Source organism: Bradyrhizobium sp. BR 1433, assembly GCF_051547665.1.
Taxonomy (GTDB): domain Bacteria; phylum Pseudomonadota; class Alphaproteobacteria; order Rhizobiales; family Xanthobacteraceae; genus Bradyrhizobium; species Bradyrhizobium australafricanum.
In genome coordinates this window covers 6,416,699-6,437,712 of the sequence record NZ_JBPUGG010000001.1, presented here as the reverse complement: position 1 = coordinate 6,437,712, position 21,014 = coordinate 6,416,699, and the positions used below count along the sequence as shown (strand labels likewise).

General features: G+C 64.0%; 22 protein-coding genes, 1 tRNA gene and 1 pseudogene. 11 read left to right on the top strand and 13 right to left on the bottom strand.

The window, feature by feature from the left end:
* Nucleotides 1-15: 15 nt before the first annotated feature.
* The 4 genes and pseudogenes from ACSKB9_RS31060 to ACSKB9_RS31045 all read right to left on the bottom strand — a co-directional run bounded on the left by ACSKB9_RS31060 (nt 16) and on the right by ACSKB9_RS31045 (nt 4,805).
* Nucleotides 16-1,809 (bottom strand): adenylate/guanylate cyclase domain-containing protein, encoded by a 1,794-nt coding sequence (locus ACSKB9_RS31060; RefSeq protein ID WP_438077867.1) that lies wholly within the window; start codon nt 1,807-1,809, stop codon nt 16-18.
* 143 nt (nt 1,810-1,952) lie between these two features.
* A complete protein-coding gene (locus tag ACSKB9_RS31055) occupies nt 1,953-2,570 on the bottom strand; it encodes a LysE family translocator (RefSeq protein WP_438077865.1) in 618 nt (205 codons plus the stop codon).
* A gap of 244 nt (nt 2,571-2,814) precedes the next feature.
* Nucleotides 2,815-3,357 (bottom strand): hypothetical protein, encoded by a 543-nt coding sequence (locus ACSKB9_RS31050; RefSeq protein WP_283064424.1) that lies wholly within the window; start codon nt 3,355-3,357, stop codon nt 2,815-2,817.
* Between the two features lie 7 nt (nt 3,358-3,364).
* A pseudogene (locus ACSKB9_RS31045) lies at nt 3,365-4,805 on the bottom strand (LVIVD repeat-containing protein).
* 120 nt (nt 4,806-4,925) lie between these two features.
* On the opposite strand from ACSKB9_RS31045, the gene ACSKB9_RS31040 reads away from it, so the two are divergent.
* The 4 genes from ACSKB9_RS31040 to ACSKB9_RS31025 are packed head-to-tail and all read left to right on the top strand — an operon-like array spanning nt 4,926 to nt 6,705.
* Nucleotides 4,926-5,240: an ArsR/SmtB family transcription factor gene (locus ACSKB9_RS31040; RefSeq protein WP_438077863.1), complete on the top strand. Its 315-nt coding sequence runs from the start codon at nt 4,926-4,928 to the stop codon at nt 5,238-5,240.
* A complete protein-coding gene (locus ACSKB9_RS31035) occupies nt 5,233-5,697 on the top strand; it encodes an SRPBCC family protein (RefSeq protein WP_438077861.1) in 465 nt (154 codons plus the stop codon). The genes ACSKB9_RS31040 and ACSKB9_RS31035 overlap by 8 nt, the downstream gene beginning before the upstream one ends.
* On the top strand, nt 5,690-6,157 hold the full coding sequence (locus ACSKB9_RS31030) for an SRPBCC family protein (protein WP_438077859.1): 468 nt from the start codon (nt 5,690-5,692) through the stop codon (nt 6,155-6,157). The genes ACSKB9_RS31035 and ACSKB9_RS31030 overlap by 8 nt, the downstream gene beginning before the upstream one ends.
* Before the next feature lie 32 nt (nt 6,158-6,189).
* Complete coding sequence (locus ACSKB9_RS31025) at nt 6,190-6,705, top strand: SRPBCC family protein (protein ID WP_438077857.1); 516 nt, start codon at nt 6,190-6,192, stop codon at nt 6,703-6,705.
* A 172-nt stretch (nt 6,706-6,877) separates the two neighbouring features.
* On the opposite strand, the gene ACSKB9_RS31020 is transcribed toward ACSKB9_RS31025, so the two are convergent.
* The 8 genes from ACSKB9_RS31020 to ACSKB9_RS30985 form a co-directional block, all read right to left on the bottom strand.
* Nucleotides 6,878-7,312, bottom strand: a complete 435-nt coding sequence (locus tag ACSKB9_RS31020; RefSeq protein ID WP_438077855.1) for a hypothetical protein — start codon at nt 7,310-7,312, stop codon at nt 6,878-6,880.
* On the bottom strand, nt 7,222-7,683 hold the full coding sequence (locus tag ACSKB9_RS31015; RefSeq protein WP_438077853.1) for a YybH family protein: 462 nt from the start codon (nt 7,681-7,683) through the stop codon (nt 7,222-7,224). Before ACSKB9_RS31015 ends, ACSKB9_RS31020 begins: the two co-directional genes overlap by 91 nt.
* Before the next feature lie 76 nt (nt 7,684-7,759).
* Nucleotides 7,760-8,230: a MarR family winged helix-turn-helix transcriptional regulator gene (locus tag ACSKB9_RS31010; RefSeq protein ID WP_438077851.1), complete on the bottom strand. Its 471-nt coding sequence runs from the start codon at nt 8,228-8,230 to the stop codon at nt 7,760-7,762.
* Nucleotides 8,231-8,262: 32 nt separating this feature from the next.
* The gene (locus ACSKB9_RS31005) at nt 8,263-9,873 is read right to left on the bottom strand and encodes an acyl-CoA synthetase (protein WP_438077849.1); all 1,611 of its coding nucleotides are present in this window, start codon (nt 9,871-9,873) and stop codon (nt 8,263-8,265) included.
* Between the two features lie 270 nt (nt 9,874-10,143).
* Nucleotides 10,144-11,664 carry an FAD-dependent oxidoreductase gene (locus ACSKB9_RS31000; protein ID WP_438077847.1) on the bottom strand — a complete coding sequence of 507 codons (1,521 nt, stop codon included), beginning with the start codon at nt 11,662-11,664 and terminating at the stop codon, nt 10,144-10,146.
* A gap of 27 nt (nt 11,665-11,691) precedes the next feature.
* Nucleotides 11,692-12,309 carry a GTP cyclohydrolase I FolE gene (gene folE, locus ACSKB9_RS30995; RefSeq protein ID WP_438077845.1) on the bottom strand — a complete coding sequence of 206 codons (618 nt, stop codon included), beginning with the start codon at nt 12,307-12,309 and terminating at the stop codon, nt 11,692-11,694.
* 119 nt (nt 12,310-12,428) lie between these two features.
* Nucleotides 12,429-12,884, bottom strand: a complete 456-nt coding sequence (locus ACSKB9_RS30990) for a GatB/YqeY domain-containing protein (RefSeq protein ID WP_438077843.1) — start codon at nt 12,882-12,884, stop codon at nt 12,429-12,431.
* Nucleotides 12,885-12,942: 58 nt separating this feature from the next.
* Nucleotides 12,943-13,644, bottom strand: a complete 702-nt coding sequence (locus tag ACSKB9_RS30985; protein WP_253624871.1) for an alpha/beta fold hydrolase — start codon at nt 13,642-13,644, stop codon at nt 12,943-12,945.
* A 160-nt stretch (nt 13,645-13,804) separates the two neighbouring features.
* On the opposite strand from ACSKB9_RS30985, the gene carA reads away from it, so the two are divergent.
* The 5 genes from carA to ACSKB9_RS30960 all read left to right on the top strand — a co-directional run bounded on the left by carA (nt 13,805) and on the right by ACSKB9_RS30960 (nt 19,399).
* On the top strand, nt 13,805-14,998 hold the full coding sequence (carA, locus tag ACSKB9_RS30980) for a glutamine-hydrolyzing carbamoyl-phosphate synthase small subunit (RefSeq protein ID WP_076827979.1): 1,194 nt from the start codon (nt 13,805-13,807) through the stop codon (nt 14,996-14,998).
* A gap of 104 nt (nt 14,999-15,102) precedes the next feature.
* Complete coding sequence (locus tag ACSKB9_RS30975) at nt 15,103-15,600, top strand: PaaI family thioesterase (protein ID WP_438077840.1); 498 nt, start codon at nt 15,103-15,105, stop codon at nt 15,598-15,600.
* 137 nt (nt 15,601-15,737) lie between these two features.
* Nucleotides 15,738-16,838, top strand: coding sequence for a mandelate racemase/muconate lactonizing enzyme family protein (locus ACSKB9_RS30970; protein WP_438077838.1), 1,101 nt, complete (start codon nt 15,738-15,740; stop codon nt 16,836-16,838).
* A gap of 71 nt (nt 16,839-16,909) precedes the next feature.
* Complete coding sequence (locus tag ACSKB9_RS30965) at nt 16,910-17,431, top strand: hypothetical protein (RefSeq protein ID WP_438077836.1); 522 nt, start codon at nt 16,910-16,912, stop codon at nt 17,429-17,431.
* Between the two features lie 504 nt (nt 17,432-17,935).
* Nucleotides 17,936-19,399: a DUF1254 domain-containing protein gene (locus ACSKB9_RS30960; protein ID WP_438077835.1), complete on the top strand. Its 1,464-nt coding sequence runs from the start codon at nt 17,936-17,938 to the stop codon at nt 19,397-19,399.
* Between the two features lie 106 nt (nt 19,400-19,505).
* On the opposite strand, the gene ACSKB9_RS30955 is transcribed toward ACSKB9_RS30960, so the two are convergent.
* Entirely contained in the window at nt 19,506-20,033 is a 528-nt protein-coding gene (locus ACSKB9_RS30955; protein ID WP_057017033.1) for a Dps family protein, read from the bottom strand.
* Nucleotides 20,034-20,156: 123 nt separating this feature from the next.
* On the opposite strand from ACSKB9_RS30955, the gene ACSKB9_RS30950 reads away from it, so the two are divergent.
* Nucleotides 20,157-20,846 (top strand): class I SAM-dependent methyltransferase, encoded by a 690-nt coding sequence (locus tag ACSKB9_RS30950; RefSeq protein ID WP_438077833.1) that lies wholly within the window; start codon nt 20,157-20,159, stop codon nt 20,844-20,846.
* A gap of 77 nt (nt 20,847-20,923) precedes the next feature.
* Nucleotides 20,924-20,999, top strand: a tRNA-OTHER gene (locus ACSKB9_RS30945).
* The last annotated feature ends 15 nt before the right edge of the window (nt 21,000-21,014 follow it).

Here is a 21,014-nt window from a genome sequence, read left to right as displayed (position 1 = left end):
TAGATCCAGGAATTCCTACGCCGGTATGCCGGCCTCACACAGCACGGCGACCATGCGGTCGCCCCATTCGGCGGATCTGGTCGGAAAATTCTGCCGCGCGTAGGACGCGCGGAAATCGGGCCGCAGCTTGAGCAGCCGGCCGGCGATGACGCGCGCCTCGTCGAGGTGCCCCGAGCCGACCTCGTTCATGATCAACGCGCTGAGCGTGTGCGCGTCTTCACCGATCACCAGCGCCTTGGCGGCGGCCGCACGGCCCTGCTCATACTGACCGAGCATGAAATGCGCGAAACTGATTCCGTTCCACATGGACGCCCGCCCGGGATCGATCGGGCTGAGCCGGAGTCTGTGCTCAAAACTTTCGATCGCGCGTGCCGGCTGGACGCACATGAGCGAAATCCAGCCGCGATATCCCCACGCCGCAGCATCATTCGAATTGAGCGAGATCGCCTCTTCGATCATGGTCTCGGCGCGATCGTAGTCGTGGCCGAGATAGGAAAACATGTGAGCCGCGCGCGCCAGCACGAACGGATCGTCGCTCGCCAGCACGCAGGCGAATTCGGCGATCCGCAGCGCCTCCGCCAACTCCTGCGCGCCGGGGGGCGTGCCGCGCGTGGTCTGTTTCAGCAGTGACGAATAGGCCAGCATGACCTGAGCGGCTGCATAGTTCGGATCAAGCCCGCAGGCCTTGTTGAACCACTCGCCGAGTTCAGCGTCGCCCCACTTGGAGCGATCTGCATAGGCCGCAATGCCTCTCAGAAAGAGATCGTAGCTATCGAGACGGTCGGTCGGCTTGGTTCGGGTTCGTTCGATTTCGCTCTGCTGGATCTTCGGAGCTATGATGCTGACGACATTCGCGGTGACCTGGTCCTGCAGGTCGAACACATCCCTCAGTTCGCCGTCGAACCTGTCCGCCCAGAGATGCGTCCCGCTGCCGGCCTCGATCAGTTGCGCGGTGATCCGAACGCGGCCGCTCGACTTGCGCACTGATCCCTCCAGCACGTATCGCACACCGAGCTCGTGCCCGACCTGCTTGATGTCGACGGACTTCCCCTTGTAGGTGAAGCTTGAATTGCGCGCGATCACAAACAGCGATCTGAAGCGCGACAGCGCGGTAATGATGTCCTCGACGACGCCGTCGGCAAAGTATTCCTGCTCCGGATCACCGCTCATATTCTGGAACGGCAGCACCGCGATGGAGGCCTTCTCGGCAATCGCGGCTGGGGAAGCCGGTGCAGTGAACGCGTGCTTCGCGATCGCGGCCGCTGCGGAGGCGCCGCCGACGCGAACTCTCCATGTCCGAATAGGCTCGGCAATATTCTTCAGGACCTGCGGCCCCATGTCCTCGAAGGTTGCATCGACCTTGCCGCGAATGTGCCGTTGCACGTCATCGGAAATGCAGACGCCACCCGGCTCGGCAATCCCCTCCAGGCGCGCTGCGATGTTGACGCCGTCGCCAAAGATATCGTTGTCATCAACGATGATGTCGCCGACGTGGATTCCGATTCGGAATTCGAGCCGCTGCTCCGTTGGCACGGCAGCATTCTGATCGGCCATGCGGCGCTGCACTTCGACGGCACCGCGCACCGCGTCGACGGCGCTGGCGAATTCAACGAGGATTCCGTCGCCGGTCGTCTTGACGACGCGGCCGCGATGTGCCGCCAGCGCTGGATCCAGCAACGCCCGCCTGACCGACTTCAGCTTGGCCAGAGTGCCTTCCTCGTCGATTCCCATCAGCCGGCTGTAGCCGGCGATATCGGCCGCCAGAACCGCTGCCAGACGCCGATCCATGCTATCGGTGGTCAAGGACATGCCCCCGGACGAGGGGTTAATTTTCGTCGCCGATCAAAGCACGGCTGACGGCCTCCGGGCTAGAGCAAACGTCTGCGCTGCTTGCCCAGGCTGGAAATCGGCGGCATTGTCAACGACGACCTTGAGGCTATCGCCCAGCGGGTCTATCGCGCCCGGGTCAGCGCCAGCCAGATGCCGCCGCCGATCATGAAGCCGCCCGAGATGCGCGACATCAGCCGGGTCCGCTCCTTGGAGAAGAATTTGCGGGCGCGGCCGGCCGCCAAGGCGTAGGCGGCGTCGGTCAGCACGGCGGTCGCCATGAAGGTGAGGCCGAGCAGCGCCACCTGCGGAACGTGCGGCTTGTCCATATCCATGAACTGCGGGATGAAGGCGCCGAAGAACACCAGCACCTTCGGGTTCGAGAGCAGCACCAGAAAGCCTTGCAGGAAGAAGCCGCCGCGCGGCGGCGGCGGCGTGTCGTCGGTGCTGACGCCCTCGACCGGCGAGCGGATCAGCTTGAAGCCGAGCCAGGCCAGATAGGCGGCGCCGGCAAAGCGCACCCAGTCGAACCAGTAGCCCATCGTCGCCATCAGCGAGGTCAGCCCGACCGCGACGGTGCCGATCACGATCGCAAGCCCCACCTGCGCGCCCAGCACGTTGGTGAGCGCGGCGCGCGTGCCGTAGCGCAGCCCGTTGGCGATCACCATCGTGACGATCGGACCGGGCAGCAGCGCCAGCGCGATGCAGGCGGCGACGAAGGCGAAATAGGCTTGCAGGGACATGGGAGAGCTCGTTTGTTTCTTATCGTCATTATGCACGCAAGAGCCGAACATGGAAGCGGCCCGCCGCCTCTCCCCGTTCTTCGCGGGGTCGAGACGAGCGAAGCTCGCTCTTAGAGGGTTGGGGTGAGGGGCTCTCTCCGCCAGGCGGTGCGAGTCGTTAGACCTGTACCCCTCACCCGGATCGCATCTGGCGATGCGATCCGACCTCTCCCCGCAAGCGGGGCGAGGTGAAGAGAGATCACGCTCAACGGCCTTCCATTGCCGCGATCATCCATGACCTGATCTCTCGCCCCTCCAGAAATTTCAACGTCGCGCCTTGCACGCGCCCAACATCGCCGCTCCCCTGCGCCACGACCGCCATCAGGTCGCAGCGATGCGACACCGCGATGCCGATCGCAGTGCGCTTCCCGTTGGGCATCTCGAGATCATAGACCCTGATCCGCCCCGGCATATCGGCGACAGCAACGACATCGCCGGCCTTCAGCGGCACAAAGCGCGGGCTGATCATGTCGACGTCGGAAACGCGGTCGACCTCGTCGTCATCGGCGACGCCGCTGTCGCAGTTGCAGAAGCCGAGTTTTGGCCTGAGATAAACCTCGAGGTCGTCACCGCACTCCGCCGCGCCGCAACGGAAGGCGCGGCCGGCGGGCCAGCCGTCGCGCGGGAACGGCCAGGCGATCTCGCGCCACGCGGCCGCGCGCGGCGGCGCCATCTCGTAGCCCGCAACTGCGGAGAGCCCGCCGAGCACGAGGACCATCGCCGCGATGACCGGCCAGGAGCGCATCATCGCGCGCTCACGGCAGACCGGCGACGGCGCGCGCCGCGCCGGTCAGTTCGAGAATATGCAGGCCGGTGTTGGCGCGGTCGACCGCGTAGATGTAGCCGCGCTCGTCGGTCTCGACATTATTGGTCTGGATCGCGACCTTGCAGCGGTCCTTGCCGTCGATGGTGACGCAGCGCTTGTCGGTCGCCGCCGTGATGGAGGGAATGAAGTAGCCGACTTCCCTGGGATGATAGGGATCGCGGATGTCGAGCGCGCGGACGCCGGCGTTGAAGAAGGCGATGAAGGCCAGCTTCTTGTAGTAGACCGGCGCCATGCTCTCGTTCGACGAATGCGAGCCGAACCGGCCGCCGCGCGCGCAGAACGCGCCGGAGGCCTCGGGCACCGTGTAGCTCGAGATCAGCATCGGCCGCGCCTCGGTGGTGACGTCGGCGAACCACACCATCTGCCGGGCCTCGCCACATTCGTTCTGGATCGCCTCGTCGACGATCATCACGATGTCGCGGCTCTTGCCATCCTTGTCGTGGGCGAACTCGGCGATCGGCATGCCGGGCATCGGAAACACCGTATGCGCGCCGTTCATGGCGGACAGCGGCATCCGCGCGATCTCCGGGAATTTCAGATTGTCCGGCGTCGGCTCCTTCGGTCCGTTCAGCAGCTTGTCGCGGTCGAACGATCTGCAGGAAGCCGCCCTTGTTGGTGCCATAGCCGAAATAGACGCGATTGCCCTGCGGCCCGGTCGAGATCGGCCCGTGCAGTTCGGTCGGCACCGCGCCGGTCGCGCCCGGCTCCTGCCCGGGCAGGCCGAAGTCCCTGATCTTCACGGGGTGCGCGGGATCGGAGAGATCATAGACCTGCGTCATGCGCCGCGTGCGCCAGTCCGGCGCGCCCGACACCAGGAAGGCGATGCCGGTGCCGCATTCCCAAAAACTCTTGTGCGTGTCCTTCAGGCCGCCGATCCGGGTGACGAGCGCCGGATTGGCGGGATCGGCGACGTTCCAGATCTCGTGCGCCTCGCTGCCGAAGGTGCGCAGCATGTAGACCGCGTTGCGATCGCCCTTCGGCAGATCCTTGCCGTCGCAGATCCGCACCATCTGCGCGCCGCCGGATTCATACTTGCCTTCCTGTCCGGGAATGTGCCGCAGATATTTCGGGTGCGCGGGATCGGTGACGTCGACGATCGAGGTGCCGTTCGGCTCGGCCTTGCCGGTCATCGGGTTGACGGTATCGGGAATGTCGTCGGTGCCGCCGTGATGACCGATATAGGCGATCCATCTGTCGCCCTGATGATGGATCGTCGGCTGATAGGCGCTGCGCGCCTGCAAATCGTTGGTTCCAACCAGCCTCATGTTGGAGGCTTCGGGCGGATCGCCGATCTTCTGCTGGGCGCTCGCATCATTCGCGAGCAGGACAAGAACCAACGTGCAGCAAACTGCCGTAACGCGACCGCCCATGCGCACCACCCAATGTTCCACGCCAATCTGCGTTGGCTGCCGGCGAGGCTAGCACGGCGCTGCCGATGCCAAAACACACGCTCTTGACATGCAACCATTTGGTTGCCTATTATCCTGCCCATGGATGAAGTCTTCAAAGCCCTCGCGGATGCCTCACGGCGAACGCTGCTTGACCGGCTTCACGATCAGAACGGGCAGACGCTCGGTGAGCTCTGCGACGGCCTCGACATGACGCGTCAGGCCGTCACCAAGCACCTTGTGATTCTCGAGGAGGCCAACCTCGTCACCACGATCAGGCATGGCCGCGAGAAGTTGCACTATCTCAACCCGGTTCCGATCCATCAGATCGGCGAGCGGTGGATCAGGAAGTTCGAGCGCGGGAAACTCGCCGCGCTGAGCGAGTTGAAAAGACAATTGGAGAAGCGTGATGCGTAAACCGGACTACGTCTACGTCACCTATATCGAGACCACGGCCGAGAAACTGTGGCACGCGCTGACCTCGAGCGAATTCACCGAACGCTTCTGGTTCGGCTATCGCGTCAGCTCCGACTGGAAGGTCGGCTCGCTTTATTCTCTTACCAAGGACGGGCGACGCAGCGTGCAGGGCGAGGTGCTGATCGCCGATCCACCGAACAAGCTCGCCTACAGCTGGGACGTGGTGAAGGAAGGCGTCGAGCGCGAACAGGTCTCGCGCGTGACCTTCGACATCGAACCCCACGGCGAAGTGGTCAAGCTGACCGTGACGCATGATAATCTGGGTCCGAAGACGCTGCGCGACATCTCCGGCGGCTGGCCGATGGTGATCGCAAGCCTGAAGAGCTTCCTCGAGACCGGGCGCGAGCTGCCGGCCGACCTGCTCACCAGCGGCGCCAGGGAGGCCTACCATGCCTAAGCCCGAATTCGCCTACGTCACCTACATCGAGACCACGCCGGACAAACTGTGGGACGCGCTGACCAAGAGCGCGTTCACGCGGCAATACTGGTTCGACACCGAGCTGCAATCGGACTGGAAGGTCGGCTCGCCGCTCGCGCTGGTGATGGGCGGCAAGACCACCGACACCGGTGAGATTCTCGAGGCCGACCGGCCGCGGCGCCTCGCCTACACCTTCAAGCACGTGCTCGACGAGGACATGCGCAAGGAGCCGGCGACCAAGGTGATCTTCACGCTGGAGGCCCATGGCAAGATCGTGAAGCTGACCGTGACCCATGAGGGCTTCGGTGCGGGCAGCAAGCTGCTCGACGGCATTTCCAAGGGCTGGCCGGCGATCCTGTCGGGACTCAAGAGCCTGCTCGAGACCGGCAAGGCGGTCACGATCCCGCCGGCCGCGCTCGGGATCGACGGCTTCGAATGACAATGAAAATCTATCGACGGGTGCGTACAGACATGAACATCGAGAAATTCAAACCGGCAATCGTCTACGCGATCTACATCGCCGCCACGCCCGAGAAGGTGTGGCAGGCTTTGACGACTGCCGAATTCAGTCGGCAGTATTTCTCCGGCAACGCGGTCGAGGTCGACCTTCGGATCGGCGGCGCCTACGTCGTGCGGACGCCCGACGGCGCGCTGCACATCTCCGGCGAGGTGATCGAGTGCGATCCCTTGAAGCGGCTGACCGTGACCTTCAACGTCAACTGGCCGCAGCTGGTCGAAAAGCTCGGGCCGACGCTCGTCACCTACGAGATCGAGCCGGCCGGCGACGGCGTGAAGCTGACCTTGCTGCAATCGCATGACCGTCCGATCAGCGACGACATTCTCGCAGGCGGCCGCACCGGCTGGCCGGCGATCCTCTCCAGCCTGAAGAGCCTCGTGGAGACCGGCAAGGCCATGGTGATCCCCATGCAGCCGCCAGCGCGCATGATGGCCGCGCTGAAGGAATTGGGGATATCGATGCCGACGTGAGGTGCGCGACATGTCGCCCCACACTCCGCTGTCGTCCCTGCGAAAGCAGGGACCCATAACCACCGCTTTACGTGCTCGGGCTTGCTGAGGCCACAGCGTCGCACAACAATGAACGGCTGTGGTTATGGGTCCCGGGTCGCGCTGCGCTTGCCCGGGACGACGGTGGAGAGAGCTACACGAGCAACAGCGCGACAATCAGATTCGCTACGAACAGCGTCGCGTCGATGACGAAGATCCTGAGCATCGGGCCCTTCAGCACCGGCCAGTAAGCGACCCCGACGCGCCCGCCGCGCATCAGCACAGGCAAATTGTAGGCGAACTGGCTGAAGTGACATGCGGCGAAAAACAGGAACAATGCGAGCTGCGCCTCAACGCCCTGAAAGAACGGCGGCCTTGCGACCAGGAAGTACATCGAGAGAAGCCCGATCGGCAGATTGATGCCGCCGAGAAACGCGACGCTGGCCGACAAGGTCGGCGCAATCGGGTTTCCACGCTCCTCGCGTGGGACCAGGATCTTCAGCGTGTTGCGCTGGGCGATGCTGAACTGGACGAATGCGGCGCCAAACCAGAGCGCGTTGAGCAGCAGGACGACATCCAAAAACCGCATGGGCTATTTTCCGTAGAATGCTTCGCTGCGCACCACACGCCGGCGCCATTGAAGTCCATGAATTCGCTGGCGCGCGTGTCGCCGAGTCGCCACCACACCGTCAGGCGCGCGATCGTCTCGTCCCAGCTCCAGTTCAGGATCTTGAGGTCCGCGCTTGCAATGCTGCCATAGGCTTTGCGCCAGTAGGCGCGGATGTTCTCAGCCCCCGTGACCACGGGAGAGTCCGTCAATTTGAGCGCCAACGGACTGCGCATCTCGGCATTCTCAGCGAAGTGCGCGACGACGGCGTCGATATCGACCCTGCACCAGTTCGCGCACCACGCCTCGACAAAGCGTCCGGCGGCCGCCCGGTCCATGATCTGTTCGCCCACTCGACTGCCCTCCCCCTCGGTGACCGCGGGAAGACTGGCACGGCGGCATTCTCACGTCAACTACGTTGACATTAGCTTAGTTGTTGTCGGCGATCGCTCCCATCACCGCCATCCATGCGGCGGTGCCGGGCGCGCCGACACGACCGAACGCCTCACGGAGCACCTCGCGCTCGTGGTCGGACGCGCGCTGCTCGATGCGTTGCCCTGCTGCGGTCAGGTGCAGCAATTTGGAACGATGCTGCTCGGGCGACCGCTTCGCCGCCACGAGCTTACGCTCCAGCAACAGGCCAAGTGGCCGGTTCAGGGCCTGCTTGGAAATGCCGAGCACCTCGATCAGCGAGCCGATCGAGATGTCGGGCCGCCGCGCAACGACGTAGAGAATGCGATGGTGCGGGCGCGACAGGCCAACCGTGGCAAGATACTGGTCAGCCGCCAGCGTCATCCCGCGCCAGCCGTAGTACATCAGCTCCAGCGCCGCATCCAGTTCATGGAGCTTCCTGAGCGAGGCGCGATGCAGGCCGGGGGCCTGCGAGGCAGTCTTTTGCATGTGCGTATCGTGACGAACTTGTCCGAGAGAATCTAGCCCAGCGCCCTCAGCTCCCGCCGCAGCACCTTGCCCGTCGCCGTCATCGGCAGGCTGTCGGCGAACTGCACGAAGCGCGGATACTCGTGGGCGGCGAGCTGGACCTTGACGAACTCCTGGATCTCGCGCGCCAGGGCATCGCCCGGCGCGTAGCCCGGCCGCAGCACGATCCAGGCCTTGATCGATTCGGTGCGGATCGGATCGGGGATGCCGACCACCGCCGACATCGCGACCGCCGGATGCTTCATCAGCGTGTGCTCGATCTCGGACGGGCCGACACGATAGCCGGCCGTGGTGATGACGTCGTCCTCGCGGCTGACGTACCAGAAATAGCCGTCCTCATCCTGCACGCCGAGATCGCCGGTCAGCAGGAATTCGCCGGCATATTTCTTCGCGGTCGCTTCCGGATTGCGCCAGTACTCGATCATGGTGCAGGGGCACGGTTGGCGCACGCCGATGATGCCGCGCTGGCCCCGCGGCAGCTCCTCGCCCTTCTCGTCGACGATGCGGACGTCGAAGCCCGGCGTAGCGCGGCCCATCGAGCCCGGACGGATCGGAAACAGATTGGAATTGCTGCCGATCACGAGGTTGCATTCGGTCTGACCGAACACCTCATGGGCGTCGATGCCGAAGGTGTCGCGCACCCAATCCAGCAATTCACCGCCGAGCGACTCGCCGCCGGTGAAGATGCTGCGCAGCCTGACGCCGGAATTCTTCACATTGGCCTGCCGCATCAGCTTCAGCGCGGTCGGCGGCAGGAACACGTTGCGGATGCCGAGCTCGGCCATCATCTGCATCGCTGCCTGCGGCTCGAACTTGCGGGCGCGGTGCCCGACCATCGGGATGCCGTGGTACCAGAATGCGAACAGGCCGTTGATCAGGCCGCCGATCCAGGCCCAGTCGGCCGGCGTCCACATCAGGTCGCCGGGCCTCGGCAGGAAGTTGTGGCACATCTCGACATTGGGCAGATGGCCGAGCACGACGCGATGCGCGTGCAGCGCGCCCTTCGGATTGCCCGTGGTGCCGGACGTGTAGATGATCAGCGCGGGATCGTCGGCCGAGGTGTCGACGGTCGCGAACTCGGGCGATGCCGACTTGATCGCACTCCAGAACGGTTTTGTCCCCGCCGGCGTCTTTTCGCCGACGATATAGATGCTCTTCAACTCGGGCAGGCGATCGCGGATTTTCGCGATCTTCTCCCAGCCGGCCTCATCGGTGATCACGGCCTTGGCAGCAGAATTCGACAGGCGGAATTCGAGCGCGTCCTCGCCGAACAGCGCGAACAGCGGGATCGAGATCATCGCCGCGCGAAACGCCGCGAGATGCGCGACCGGCAGTTCGAGCGATTGCGACAGGAACACCGCGACGCGGTCGCCGCGCACCAGTCCGTCGGCGGTCAGCACATTGGCGAAGCGGCGCGAGGCGTCCGCGACCTCGTCGAACGAGGTGCGCGTGGTGCCGCCATCCTCGTCGACATAGACCAGCGCGAGCCGCCCGGTGCCGTCGGCATGGCGGTCGCAACACGCGGTCGCCATGTTGAAGCGCGCGGGAACGTCCCAGCGGAAGTTGCGATAGAGCTCGTCGTAAGTAGCGGCTTCCTTGAGCATGGTGTGTGTTGCTTCCGTCCCTCGTCATGGCCGGGCCTTTCCCCTGCCATCCGCGTTTTGCTGTGGCAGATTGTAAAGACGTCGATGCCCGGGACAAGCCCGGGCTGACGAAGAATGTGATGCCCGGATAAAGAACCCCGAATGGAGCGGTCGCGCGAACGCGCGCCCGATGACAGGCTCCGCGCAATCCGGGGTTCTCATCGAGTGGACAGACTCCCCGGATTTCGCTTCACTGCATCCGGGCTACGAACATCCTTGAGGAGAAAGCCGTCAGGCTGACGCCCGCTCCATTGCGACCTCGGCCTTGAGGCTATCGAGGTCGCGATAGATCGACGCGACCGCGAGCACGCGCCCGCCGCGCTTGTAGCGCAGCACGCAATCCCTGCCGGCAATGCTGCCGTCCACCGCGATCTCGTCCCACTGCTCGGCATGGCCGACATAGTCGATCGGCACGTCGTAATGCTGGCTCCAGAAGAACGGCACCGCGTCGAACACCTCGCGCTGCCCAAGCATATTCCGCGCGGCGGTCTGGCCCTGGCGCTCCGCCACCACCCAATGCTCGACCCGGATCGTCTCGCCGCTGTGCGGATCGGGCCAGCGCGCGATATCGCCGGCCGCGTAGATGCCGGGAACGCTGGTCTCGAGATAGGCGTCGACTGTCACGCCGCGGTCGATGGCGAGCCCGGCCGCTTCCGCCAGCGCCAGCCGCGGCTTCACGCCGACACCGACCACGACGAGATCGGCATCGAGCACAGGCCCGCTCTTCAGGCGGGCTCGCTTGCCCTCGATCGCGGTCACCGTGTCGCCGAGGTGGAATACGACACCATGCTCTTCGTGCAGCGCACGGACGAAATCGCCCATCTCCGGCCCGAGTACGCGCTCCATCGGCCGCTGTTCCAGCCCGACCACGTGAACCTCGATCTGGCGCGCGCGGAGCGAGGCCGCCACCTCGAGACCGATGAAGCTTGCACCGATCACCACCGCGCGGCGCGCTCCGCTGGCCGCGGCGATGATGGCCCGGCAATCGTCGACGGTGCGTAGCACATGAACGTGGGGCTGGTCCGCGCCCGGAATCGGCAGCCGCACCGGCTCCGCGCCGGTCGCCAGCAGCAGCCGGTCATAGGCGAGCGTTTCGCCGCCGGCGAGCACGACATTGCGGCGGCCGGTATCGATCGACTTGACCTCGGTCCTGAGTTTCAGATCGATCGCCGCGTCACGATAAAAATCGTCCGGCTTCAGCGGCAGCCAGTCTTCCGGCGCGCTGCCGGCGAGGAAGTCCTTTGACAGGTTCGGACGATCCACCGGCGGCGCGGCCTCGCCGCTCAGCATGACGATGCTGCCGCGATAGTCCTGCCGTCGCAGCATCTCGGCGGCGGCAAACCCCGCCCCGCCGCCGCCGACAATCACGATGCTGCCGGGCGCATCGACCGGGCCCTTGACGCGGAGTTTCGGCTGCGCGCGCTTCTCGCGCACGATGATGCGATCGCCCTCCCGCTCGACCTTCCAGACGGCGAGCGCGTTGAAGGCGGGCGCGGCGGTCGCTTCACCGGTGCGAATATCGAAGCAGGCGTGATGCCAGGGGCAATGGACGGTCTCGCCCTCAAGGAGGCCTTCGGCGAGCGGGCCGTGGTAATGGCTGCAATGCGCGTCGATGGCGAAGATATCCGCCCCCGAGCGCACCAGCAGCACGTCCTCGTCGCCGACATGGCCGAGCAACATCGCGCCCGTGAAGTCGGAGAGGGCAACGCCTTGTGTCAGATCCGGACCGGAAGGAGCTTGCTGATCGGCCATATCATTCCTCCATCGCCCTGTGACGCTCTAAACCGCTATGCCGAGGAATTCCTGGCGGGTTAGCGCATTGTCGCGAAAGCAACCCAGCATGCGGCTGGTCACGAGATCGGTATCCGGCTTGTGCACGCCGCGGGTCGTCATGCAGTGATGCGACGCCTTGATGATGACGCCTACGCCCTGAGGCTTCAAGACGTCGTTGATGGTGTTGGCGATCTGCGCCGTCATCTTCTCCTGGATCTGCAAACGCCTGGCATAGATGTCGACCACCCGCGCCAGCTTGCTGATGCCGACCACGCGGCCGTTCGGGATGTAGGCAACCCAGGCCTGACCGATGATCGGCGCCATATGATGCTCGCAATGGCTCTCGAAGCGGATGCCCCGCAGGGCAATCATTTCGTCGTAGCCTTCGATCTCCTCGAAGGTCTTTTCCAGGATCTCCGCGGGACGTTGGTCGTAACCCGCAAAGAATTCCTCGAACGAACGCGTCACACGCGCCGGAGTTTCAAGCAAACCATCCCGCTCGGGATCGTCACCAGTCCAGCGGATGATGGTGCGGACTGCTGCCTCGACTTCGGCCCGGGTCGGCTTGTCGGATTTGGTTTGAGCGGCTCTTGCACGATCCAGCGCATGCACAATCGGGTTCATCGGAGCCTTTCCTTTGCGGAGTCATCGCAAGGTCATGCCCGTCAGATGCTCCGTCAGCAGAAAGGTTCCCGCAATTCGGTCCGCGGCACTTTGCGCCGCAAGCCAGCCGGGACGGACGGCTAGACCGTCAGCGCCGCCTTCACCAGGCCGCTGGCCTTGCCGAAATCCATCTGGCCGGCGTATTTCGCCTTCAACGCGCCGATCACCTTGCCCATATCCTTGATGCCGGCGGCACCCGTCTCGGCGATGATCGCCGAGATCGCGGCCTTCACGTCGTCATCGGACATCTGCTTCGGCAGGTACGCCGAGATCACGGCGATCTCCTCGCGCTCCTGGGCCGCGAGCTCGGCGCGGCCGCCCTTGTCATAGAGCTCGACCGACTCCTGGCGCTGCTTGATCATCTTCTGCAGCAGGCCGAGCAGGTCGGCATCGGAGAGGGGCGGCTTGCCCTGCCCGCGCGCGTCGATGTCGGCGTTCTTGATGGTCGAATTAACCATGCGCAGCGTGGACAGCTTGCGCTCGTCCTTCGCCTTCATCGCTTCCTTGACCGCAGTATTGATGTCGTCGCGCAGCATTTCGTTGTCCTTGAGCCAGCAATCCCCTCATCTAGGCAGTTTGCACCGGCAGAACAACCTAGTTCCTCAGCCATTCGACCAGCGCATCGGCGCAGGCCTGCGGCAGTTCCAGCTGCGGCAGGTGACCGCAATTGGCGAGCACTACAAGTTTTGCGCCGGGAATGCCGTTGGCCATCTCGTCCGACAGCGAATTTGGCACGGTGTTGTCGGTATCCGACGTCAGCACCAAGGTCGGGCACTTGATCCAGGCCATGCTCGGCCGCGAATCCGGCCGGCTGAGCACCGCGTTCTGCTGGCGGATGAAAGCCTCGGCGCCGACGTCCTCGCTCATGTCGTCGACGATCCGGCGCAGGCTTGCATCGCCCTGCCGCGACGGATGCACGAAGCCCGGAAACAGCTCATCGACCACGCTGCGATATTGGCCGCTTCTGGCACGCTCGATCATGCCGCGGCGACGCGCGGTCGCTTCCGGCGTATCGGCCCGCGCCTGGGTGCTCATCAGCGCCAGCTTCGCAACCCGGTCCGGCGCCTGCCGCATGATCTCGAAGGCGATGTAGCCGCCCATCGAGTGCCCGGCGAGCGCAAAGCGCGGCGGCGCCTCGGCCAGGATCCGGCGGGCGATGGCCCCCATATTGTCGTCCCTGATATGGTTGGCGACCGTCACCGGCCCGCATCGCCACAGCGCCGGAATGACGGGGGCGAAAATCCGCGGCGAGCAGATGAGGCCCGGGACGAGCAGGATCGGCATCGTATTATCCATGCGGGAGCTCCGGACGGGTCATTTTCGGCAAGCAAACGGCCGCTTCAGGGAACTTTAGATTAAAAGGCCGTTCGGGCCTGTCAAATCGGCCGGTATTGCCGTGTGAATCCGTGCCCTTTCGCTTTGACGCCGCAGGGTGCGGCGTCTATTTAAAGGGCTCATGACAACATCCGAAAACGCTCCCGCTTGGCCGGACCATAAACCGACCGCGCTCCTTGTGCTCGCCGATGGTACCGTGCTGGAAGGCTTCGGTCTCGGCGCGGAAGGCCACGCCGTCGGCGAGGTCTGCTTCAACACCGCGATGACCGGCTATGAGGAGATCCTCACCGATCCGTCCTATGCCGGCCAGATCATCACCTTCACCTTCCCGCATATCGGCAATGTCGGTACCAACGAGGAAGACATCGAGACGGTGAACATGGCGGCGACGCCCGGCGCGCGCGGCGTGATCCTGCGCTCGGCGATATCAGATCCCTCGAATTACCGCGCCACCCGCCATCTCGACCTGTGGTTGAAGGCGCGCGGCATCATCGGCCTCTCCGGCATCGACACCCGCGCGCTGACCGCGCTGATCCGCTCCAAGGGCATGCCCAATGCGGTGATCGTGCACGCCAGAAACGGCGAGTTCGACCTGCACGGCCTGAAGGAAGAAGCCCGCGAATGGCCCGGCCTCGAGGGCATGGACCTGGTGCCGATGGTCACCTCCGGCCAGCGCTTCACCTGGGACGAGACGCCCTGGGTGTGGGGCAACGGTTTCGGCCAGCAAACCGCGCCGGAATTCAACGTGGTCGCGATCGATTACGGCATCAAGCGCAACATCCTGCGCCTGCTCGCCGGCGTCGGCGCCAAGGTGACCGTGGTGCCGGCGACGACCGCCGCCGAAGACATCCTGGCGATGAAGCCGGACGGCGTGTTCCTGTCGAACGGCCCCGGCGATCCCGCCGCCACCGGCAAATATGCCGTGCCCGTGATCCAGAAGGTGATCGCGTCGGGGACGCCGACCTTCGGCATCTGCCTCGGCCATCAGATGCTTGGCCTTGCCGTCGGGGCCAAGACCATGAAGATGCATCAGGGCCATCACGGCGCCAACCATCCGGTCAAGGACGAGACCACCGGCAAGGTCGAGATCACCTCGATGAACCACGGCTTTGCCGTGGACCAGGCGACGCTGCCGAAAGGCGCGACCCAGACCCATATCTCGCTGTTCGACGGCTCCAATTGCGGCATCGCGCTTGAGGGCAAGCCGGTGTTCTCGGTGCAATACCACCCGGAAGCCTCGCCCGGCCCGCGCGACTCGCACTATCTGTTCCAGCGCTTCGCCGATCTGATGCGGAAGAACAAGCAGGCCGCGTAGACACACCCGTCATTGCGAGGAGCGCAGCGACGAAGCAATCCATCTATCCCAGCTTGGAGCGATGGATTGCTTCGCTTCGCTCGCAATGACGGAGATTTTTCTCAATGACCGCCCCCGCCACCCCGAAGCCCGTCTACGGCGTCTCCTCGATGGCGGTGATGACGTCGATGCCGGGGCTCGACTTCGTGCGCGGCATCTTCGCCCGGACCCTGCCGGAGCCGCCGATCATGGAGAATGTCGAGCCGTTCGACTGCACCGCCGAGACCGGCCATGTGGTGATCCACAGCATCCCGGGCCTGCGCCACTACAACCCGATCGGCTCGGTGCATGGCGGCTACGCCGCGATCCTCTTGGATTCCGCGATGGGGCTTGCGGTGCAGACCACGCTGCCGCAGGGCTTTGGCTACACCACGCTGGAGTTCAAGATCTCCTTCGTCCGCGGCATGAGCCAGGACACCGGCAAAATCCGCACCGAGGGCCACGTGCTCAACGCCGGCCGCCGGATTGCGACCGCGGAAGCGCGGATTACCGACGGCAAGGGCAAGCTGCTCGCGCATGCCACCACGACCTGCCTGGTGTTCGAACTGCCCAAAAGTACCTGAAGGCAATCGCGTCTTGGCGCCAGATCTTGGCGCATTGGAGCCATGACGAAGCGCGCTGGATCGCGGCCTGCGCTCTGTGATTGAGTTTCCCTGTCCGAGATCAGGCAAACATGATCCGGCCTGGAAAGGAAACGCCGATGATTTCAGCCCATTCAGACATGACCATCCGCGACATCCGCGTGACGATGCTGCGGCTGCCCTGGGCCGACGATCTCTGGCTGAAAGGCGCAGCGCTCGGCGCGACGCGCGACATTCTGATCTGTGACGTCGAGACATCAGGCGGCGTCACCGGCATGGGCTATCTGTTCGTGTTCAAGCCGGCGATGAAGTCGATCGCAGCCTGTCTCGACGAGTGCATCATCCCGCGCGTCATCGGCAAGGACGCCACCGCGATCGAGGCGATCTGGCGCGATCTGTGGACGGCGACGATGACCTATGGCCGCGGCGGCATCGCCGCGATGGCCATGTCGGCGCTCGACATCGCGCTGTGGGACGCGGTGGGGAAACGGGCCGGCCTGCCGCTGCATCGGCTGTGGGGGCATTATCGCTCCGAAATCCCGATCTATGGTTCCGGCTGCTTCCGGGGCGCCGGCGGCGACGGGATGATCGAGAAGGCGCTGCATTTCGTGAAGCAGGGCTACAAGGCGATCAAGATGCAGGTCGCGCATGTCCACACTCCGGCGCAGGACCTCGACAATGTGCGCCGCATGCGCGAGGCGCTCGGGCCCGACATCGACATCATGATCGACGTCAACATGGGCTGGAGCGCCGATGTCGCCATCGAGATGGGACGCAAGTTCGAGAAGTACGATATCTACTGGCTCGAGGAGCCGGTGCCGGCCGATGATTTCGCCGGCTATCAGCGCATCGCGGCGGCGCTCGACATGCGCGTCGTCGGCGGCGAGACGCATTTCACGCGCTACGATCTGCGGCCGTTCTTTCTCAATCCCTGCCTGCCGATCCTGCAACCCGACCCGATGCGCGGCGGCATGACCGACCTGCGCAAGATCGCGGCGCTTGCGGACACGTTCGGCATCACGATCGCGCCGCATCTGTTTCCCGAACTCAATGTGCACCTCTTGGCTTCGATTCCGAACGGCATCTGGTGTGAGAACATGGCGCTGATCGACGATCTCTGGGTCGACCCGCCCGAAATCGCCAACGGCATGATCACCGCGCCGGAGCGGCCCGGGCACGGGCTCAAATTCAAGGAAGACGTGCTGAAGTTCAAAATCTAGCTGGAACGGTTTGCGGACCGAGGGTTTGTTGGTTTGGAGACCACGGCACCTCGCAGCGCTGGAGAGCCACCATGTCGGTCGTCCGTACCGATATCGAACCACTGACCATCGTCTTCCAGGACGACGGCCTGGTGCCGAACAACCCGATGCCGTTCCTGGTCTACAGGGCCGCCGTCGACGTCAGCAAGAATCCTGAGGCCAGCATCGAGCAGTTGTTCGGCAACAACGGCTGGGGCGCGATGTGGCGCAACGGCGTCTACGACTTCGCGCATTACCACGCCACCGTGCACGAGGTGCTGGGCGTCGCGCGCGGCCGCGCGCGCGTGCAGTTTGGCGGCGAGCGCGGGCAAGCACTCGAGATCGCGGCCGGCGACGTCGCGATCCTGCCCGCCGGCACCGGGCATCAATGCCTGTCGGCGAGCGACGATTTCTGCGTGGTCGGCGCCTATCCGCCGGGCCCCCCGATGGATCTGCAGCGGCCGACGCCGGAGAACCACGCCAGGGCGCTGAAGACGATCCCGCTGGTCGCGATCCCCGCGACCGATCCGGTGATGGGCAAGGACGGGCCGCTGGTGCGGCTGTGGAAGCGCTAGGATTCAAGATTGTCGAACGGACTGTGCTTCGTTCTCCCCCTTGGGGAAGGTGACGGGATACAGGCAACCTAAATTGATTATCCGTAGCCCAATCGTTATGCGTGGGGCTCTTTTTGCGCGCTCAGCGGATTCCCGAAACTATGCGGGCAGAGAATGCCCGTGATCACGGAAGGCCGCTGACGATTCGGCCTGTCGCCATATTGAGCGCTACTCGCTCCCGCTTCCTGCTCGTGCTAGAGTGCCACGCGTGGAGGTAGTGCAGCCCTTTTCAACGTTAAGCCTGCCGGCATCACTTTTCAAAGAACCTTGATTTAAGTCAGCATCGCTGCGGCGATTTATACCGCCAATGACACCTTAAGGCGCGCGATTCATCTGCGGGAGTGACAGAGCTTCCGCGTCCGCTGCTGCTCTTTTTGCGGAGGTCATACACATCACCTGACGGCATCAGATGCTCCGCGCCTCCCACAAGCAACCGCAACACATATCAGAAGAGGAGAATTCGACATGTTTCGAGGAATTCTGACGCTGACATTGTCACTCTGCATTGGCGCGGCTACCGCGCCTGCAGCGCTGGCCCAGACGGCGCCGGCAATCAACGAGCAGGAGGCACACGCGATCGCGGTGGACGCCTATATTTACTTCTACCCGCTCCTGACGATGGACATCACGCGAAAGCAGTTCACCAACGTCGAGCCCGGCAAGGACAACTTCAAGGGCCCGATGAATACCTTCGTCAACGTGCCCGAATACCCACCGGCGAATTTCAAGGGCGTGGTGCGGTCCAACTTCGATACGCTCTATTCCGTTTCATGGCTGGACATGACCAAGGAGCCGGTTGTCGTCTCCGTTCCCGATACCGATGGACGCTTCTATTTGCTGCCGATGCTGGACATGTGGTCGGATGTGTTCGCCTCGCCCGGCTGGCGCACCACGGGCACCAAAGCGGGGACCTTTCTGGTGACGGCTCCGGGATGGCGGCCTGATCTGCGCGACAGGTTTGCGGAGGAGTTCAAGCTTCCGAAGGATACCCAGCGCATCGACGCGCCGACGCCTTACGTCTGGGTCATTGGCCGCACCAAGACGGACGGCCCGCCGGACTACGATGCGGTCCACAAGATCCAGGCCGGCTACAAGGTCACGCCTCTTTCCGAGTTCGGCAAGACTCAGAAGCCGACCGAGGTCAGTATCGATCCCAGCGTCGACATGAAGACGGCGCCCAAGGTGCAGGTCGATACCATGTCGGCCGGCGTCTACTTCGCGCAGGCCGCCGAGCTGCTCAAGCTTCACCCGCCGCACATCACCGATGAACCAATCATCGCGCAGATGAAGAGGATCGGCATCGAGCCCGGCAAGAGCTTCGAAATCAGCAAGGTGGACCCGGTGCTGCAACGGGCGCTGGAGACGGCGCCGCAGGACGGGCAGAAGCTGATGGCATGGAAGGTGCCGACGCTGGCGCCCGTTGCGAACGGCTGGTCGATGAACACCGACACGATGGGCGTTTACGGCAACTACTATTTGAAGCGTGCGATCGTCGCGCAGCTCGGGCTTGGCGCCAACCTGCCGGAGGACGCCATTTATCCGCTCAATCTCGCCGACAATACCGGCAAACCGCTCGACGGCGCCAACAAGTATACGATCACCTTTGAGAAGGGCGCGGCCCCGCCGGTCAATGCCTTCTGGTCGATCACGCTTTACGACCAGGAAGGATTCCAGGTCGGCAACGTGCTGAACCGCTTCGCTGTGTCCAGCTGGATGCCGTTCAAATACAACCCGGACGGCTCGCTCGATCTCTACTTCCAGAACGAAAGTCCGGGCGCGGACAAGCAAGCCAACTGGCTCCCGGCGCCGAAGGGCGCTTTCAACCTGACCATGCGCCTTTACGGTCCGAAATCGGAGGCGCTGACCGGAAAGTGGAATCCTCCGCCGATCGTGCGATTGGAGACAGCGGTGGGTCTGTCAGCTCAGTAGGCTTCAACCGCACTGACCGCAGCCGGGCGGCCAGACCGCAAGCTTCGCGAAGCAGTCCGGAGCAAAGCAGCTCTGGATTGCTTCCTCGCGGGTGCGGCAACGCAGCTTACGCCGCGTTGCTGCCTTCCTGGCGGCTGGCCTCGAACAGGAACCAGGTGCGGCGCTCGGTTTCGTCGATGAAGGTTTCGAGCAGGCCTGCGGTGCCGGAGTCCTCCTGGTCGTCAGCCAGCTTGTGCGCCTTGCGCATCGCAGCCGCCATGTGCTTGTTGTCTTCCATCAACTCGCGCAGCATTTCGCGCGGCGGCACATAATCGTCGTCATTGTCCTTGATGGTCTGATGCTTGGCGATATCGCCGATCGACTTCAGCGTCGCGCCGCCAAGCTTGCGCACCCGCTCGGCGAGCTGGTCGGTGGTCGCGAAGATCGCCTCCGACTGCTCGTCCAGCAACAAATGGTAATCATGGAAATGCCGGCCGCTGACGTGCCAATGGAAATTCTTGGTTTTCAAATAGAGCGCGAAGGCGTCGGCCAGAAGCGTGTTGAGCGAGGCCGAGATCGTGTCCACCGCAGCCTGCGGCAGGTCGCTCGGCGTGTCGAGATCGGGCGAGATCTTGTCAGTCTTGGCTTTGCTCACGTTGGACCTTCCTGTTAGGAACCCGTATTTCGGCGCATTGAACATTGGCCGCCGGACCGCTAACGCATCATCAGCCCACCCGTTCCTGAGGCCAGGAACCCGTTCTGCCGGATACCAAACGCGATGGATGAATGGATCGATTATTACGATTCCACGCATACGATCTATGCGAGCCGACTGCACCGTGACCTGCATTTCCAGATCATCGCAAACGACATCATCGGCTACATCACGTCGCCGGATGCCGTGGTGCTCGACTATGCCTGCGGCGAGGCGCTGTCGGCGGCGAAGGTCGCCAATGCCTGCGCCCAGCTCTATCTGGCGGAGCCGGCGCCCGGCGTACGCGGCCGTCTGGTCGCGCGCTTTGCGCCCGACACCCGCATCCGTGTCCGCTCGCTCGATGACCTGAAGCACATGGACGCGGACTCGATCGACCTCGTGGTGATGAACTCGGTGGCGCAATACATGACGCCGCAGGAGCTCGATTCCGCGTTCGACGTGATCCACCGCCTGCTGAAGCCCTCGGGCCGGTTCGTGCTCGGCGATATCCTGCGGCCTGAAGTCGGGATGGCCAGGGACGTCGCGGCCCTGCTGCGCTTTGCGGCGACCCACGGTTTCCTGCGCGATGCGCTGGTCGGGCTGGCTTCAACCGCGCTGTCCGACTACCGCCAGCTGCGCACCCGGATCGGACTGCAGCGCTACCGCGAGGACGAGATGATCGCCAAGCTCGGCGCCGCCGGCTTCAGCGCCACCCGCGCGCCGCGCAACATCGGGCACAATCCGTGGCGGATGACGTTCGTGGCGCACCACTGATCCTGGGTTGCGCCAGCTATTAACGTTACCCACCAGTAAACGTGGCGGCCGCTGAAATAATCAGCAATGATCCACTCGGCCCGGTGGCGGAAGCTTCGACGCGGCAGTGGTGCAACACTGTTTATCCTGGTTCAAATCCAGGCCGGGCCTCCAGCCTTCGCTGCTGAC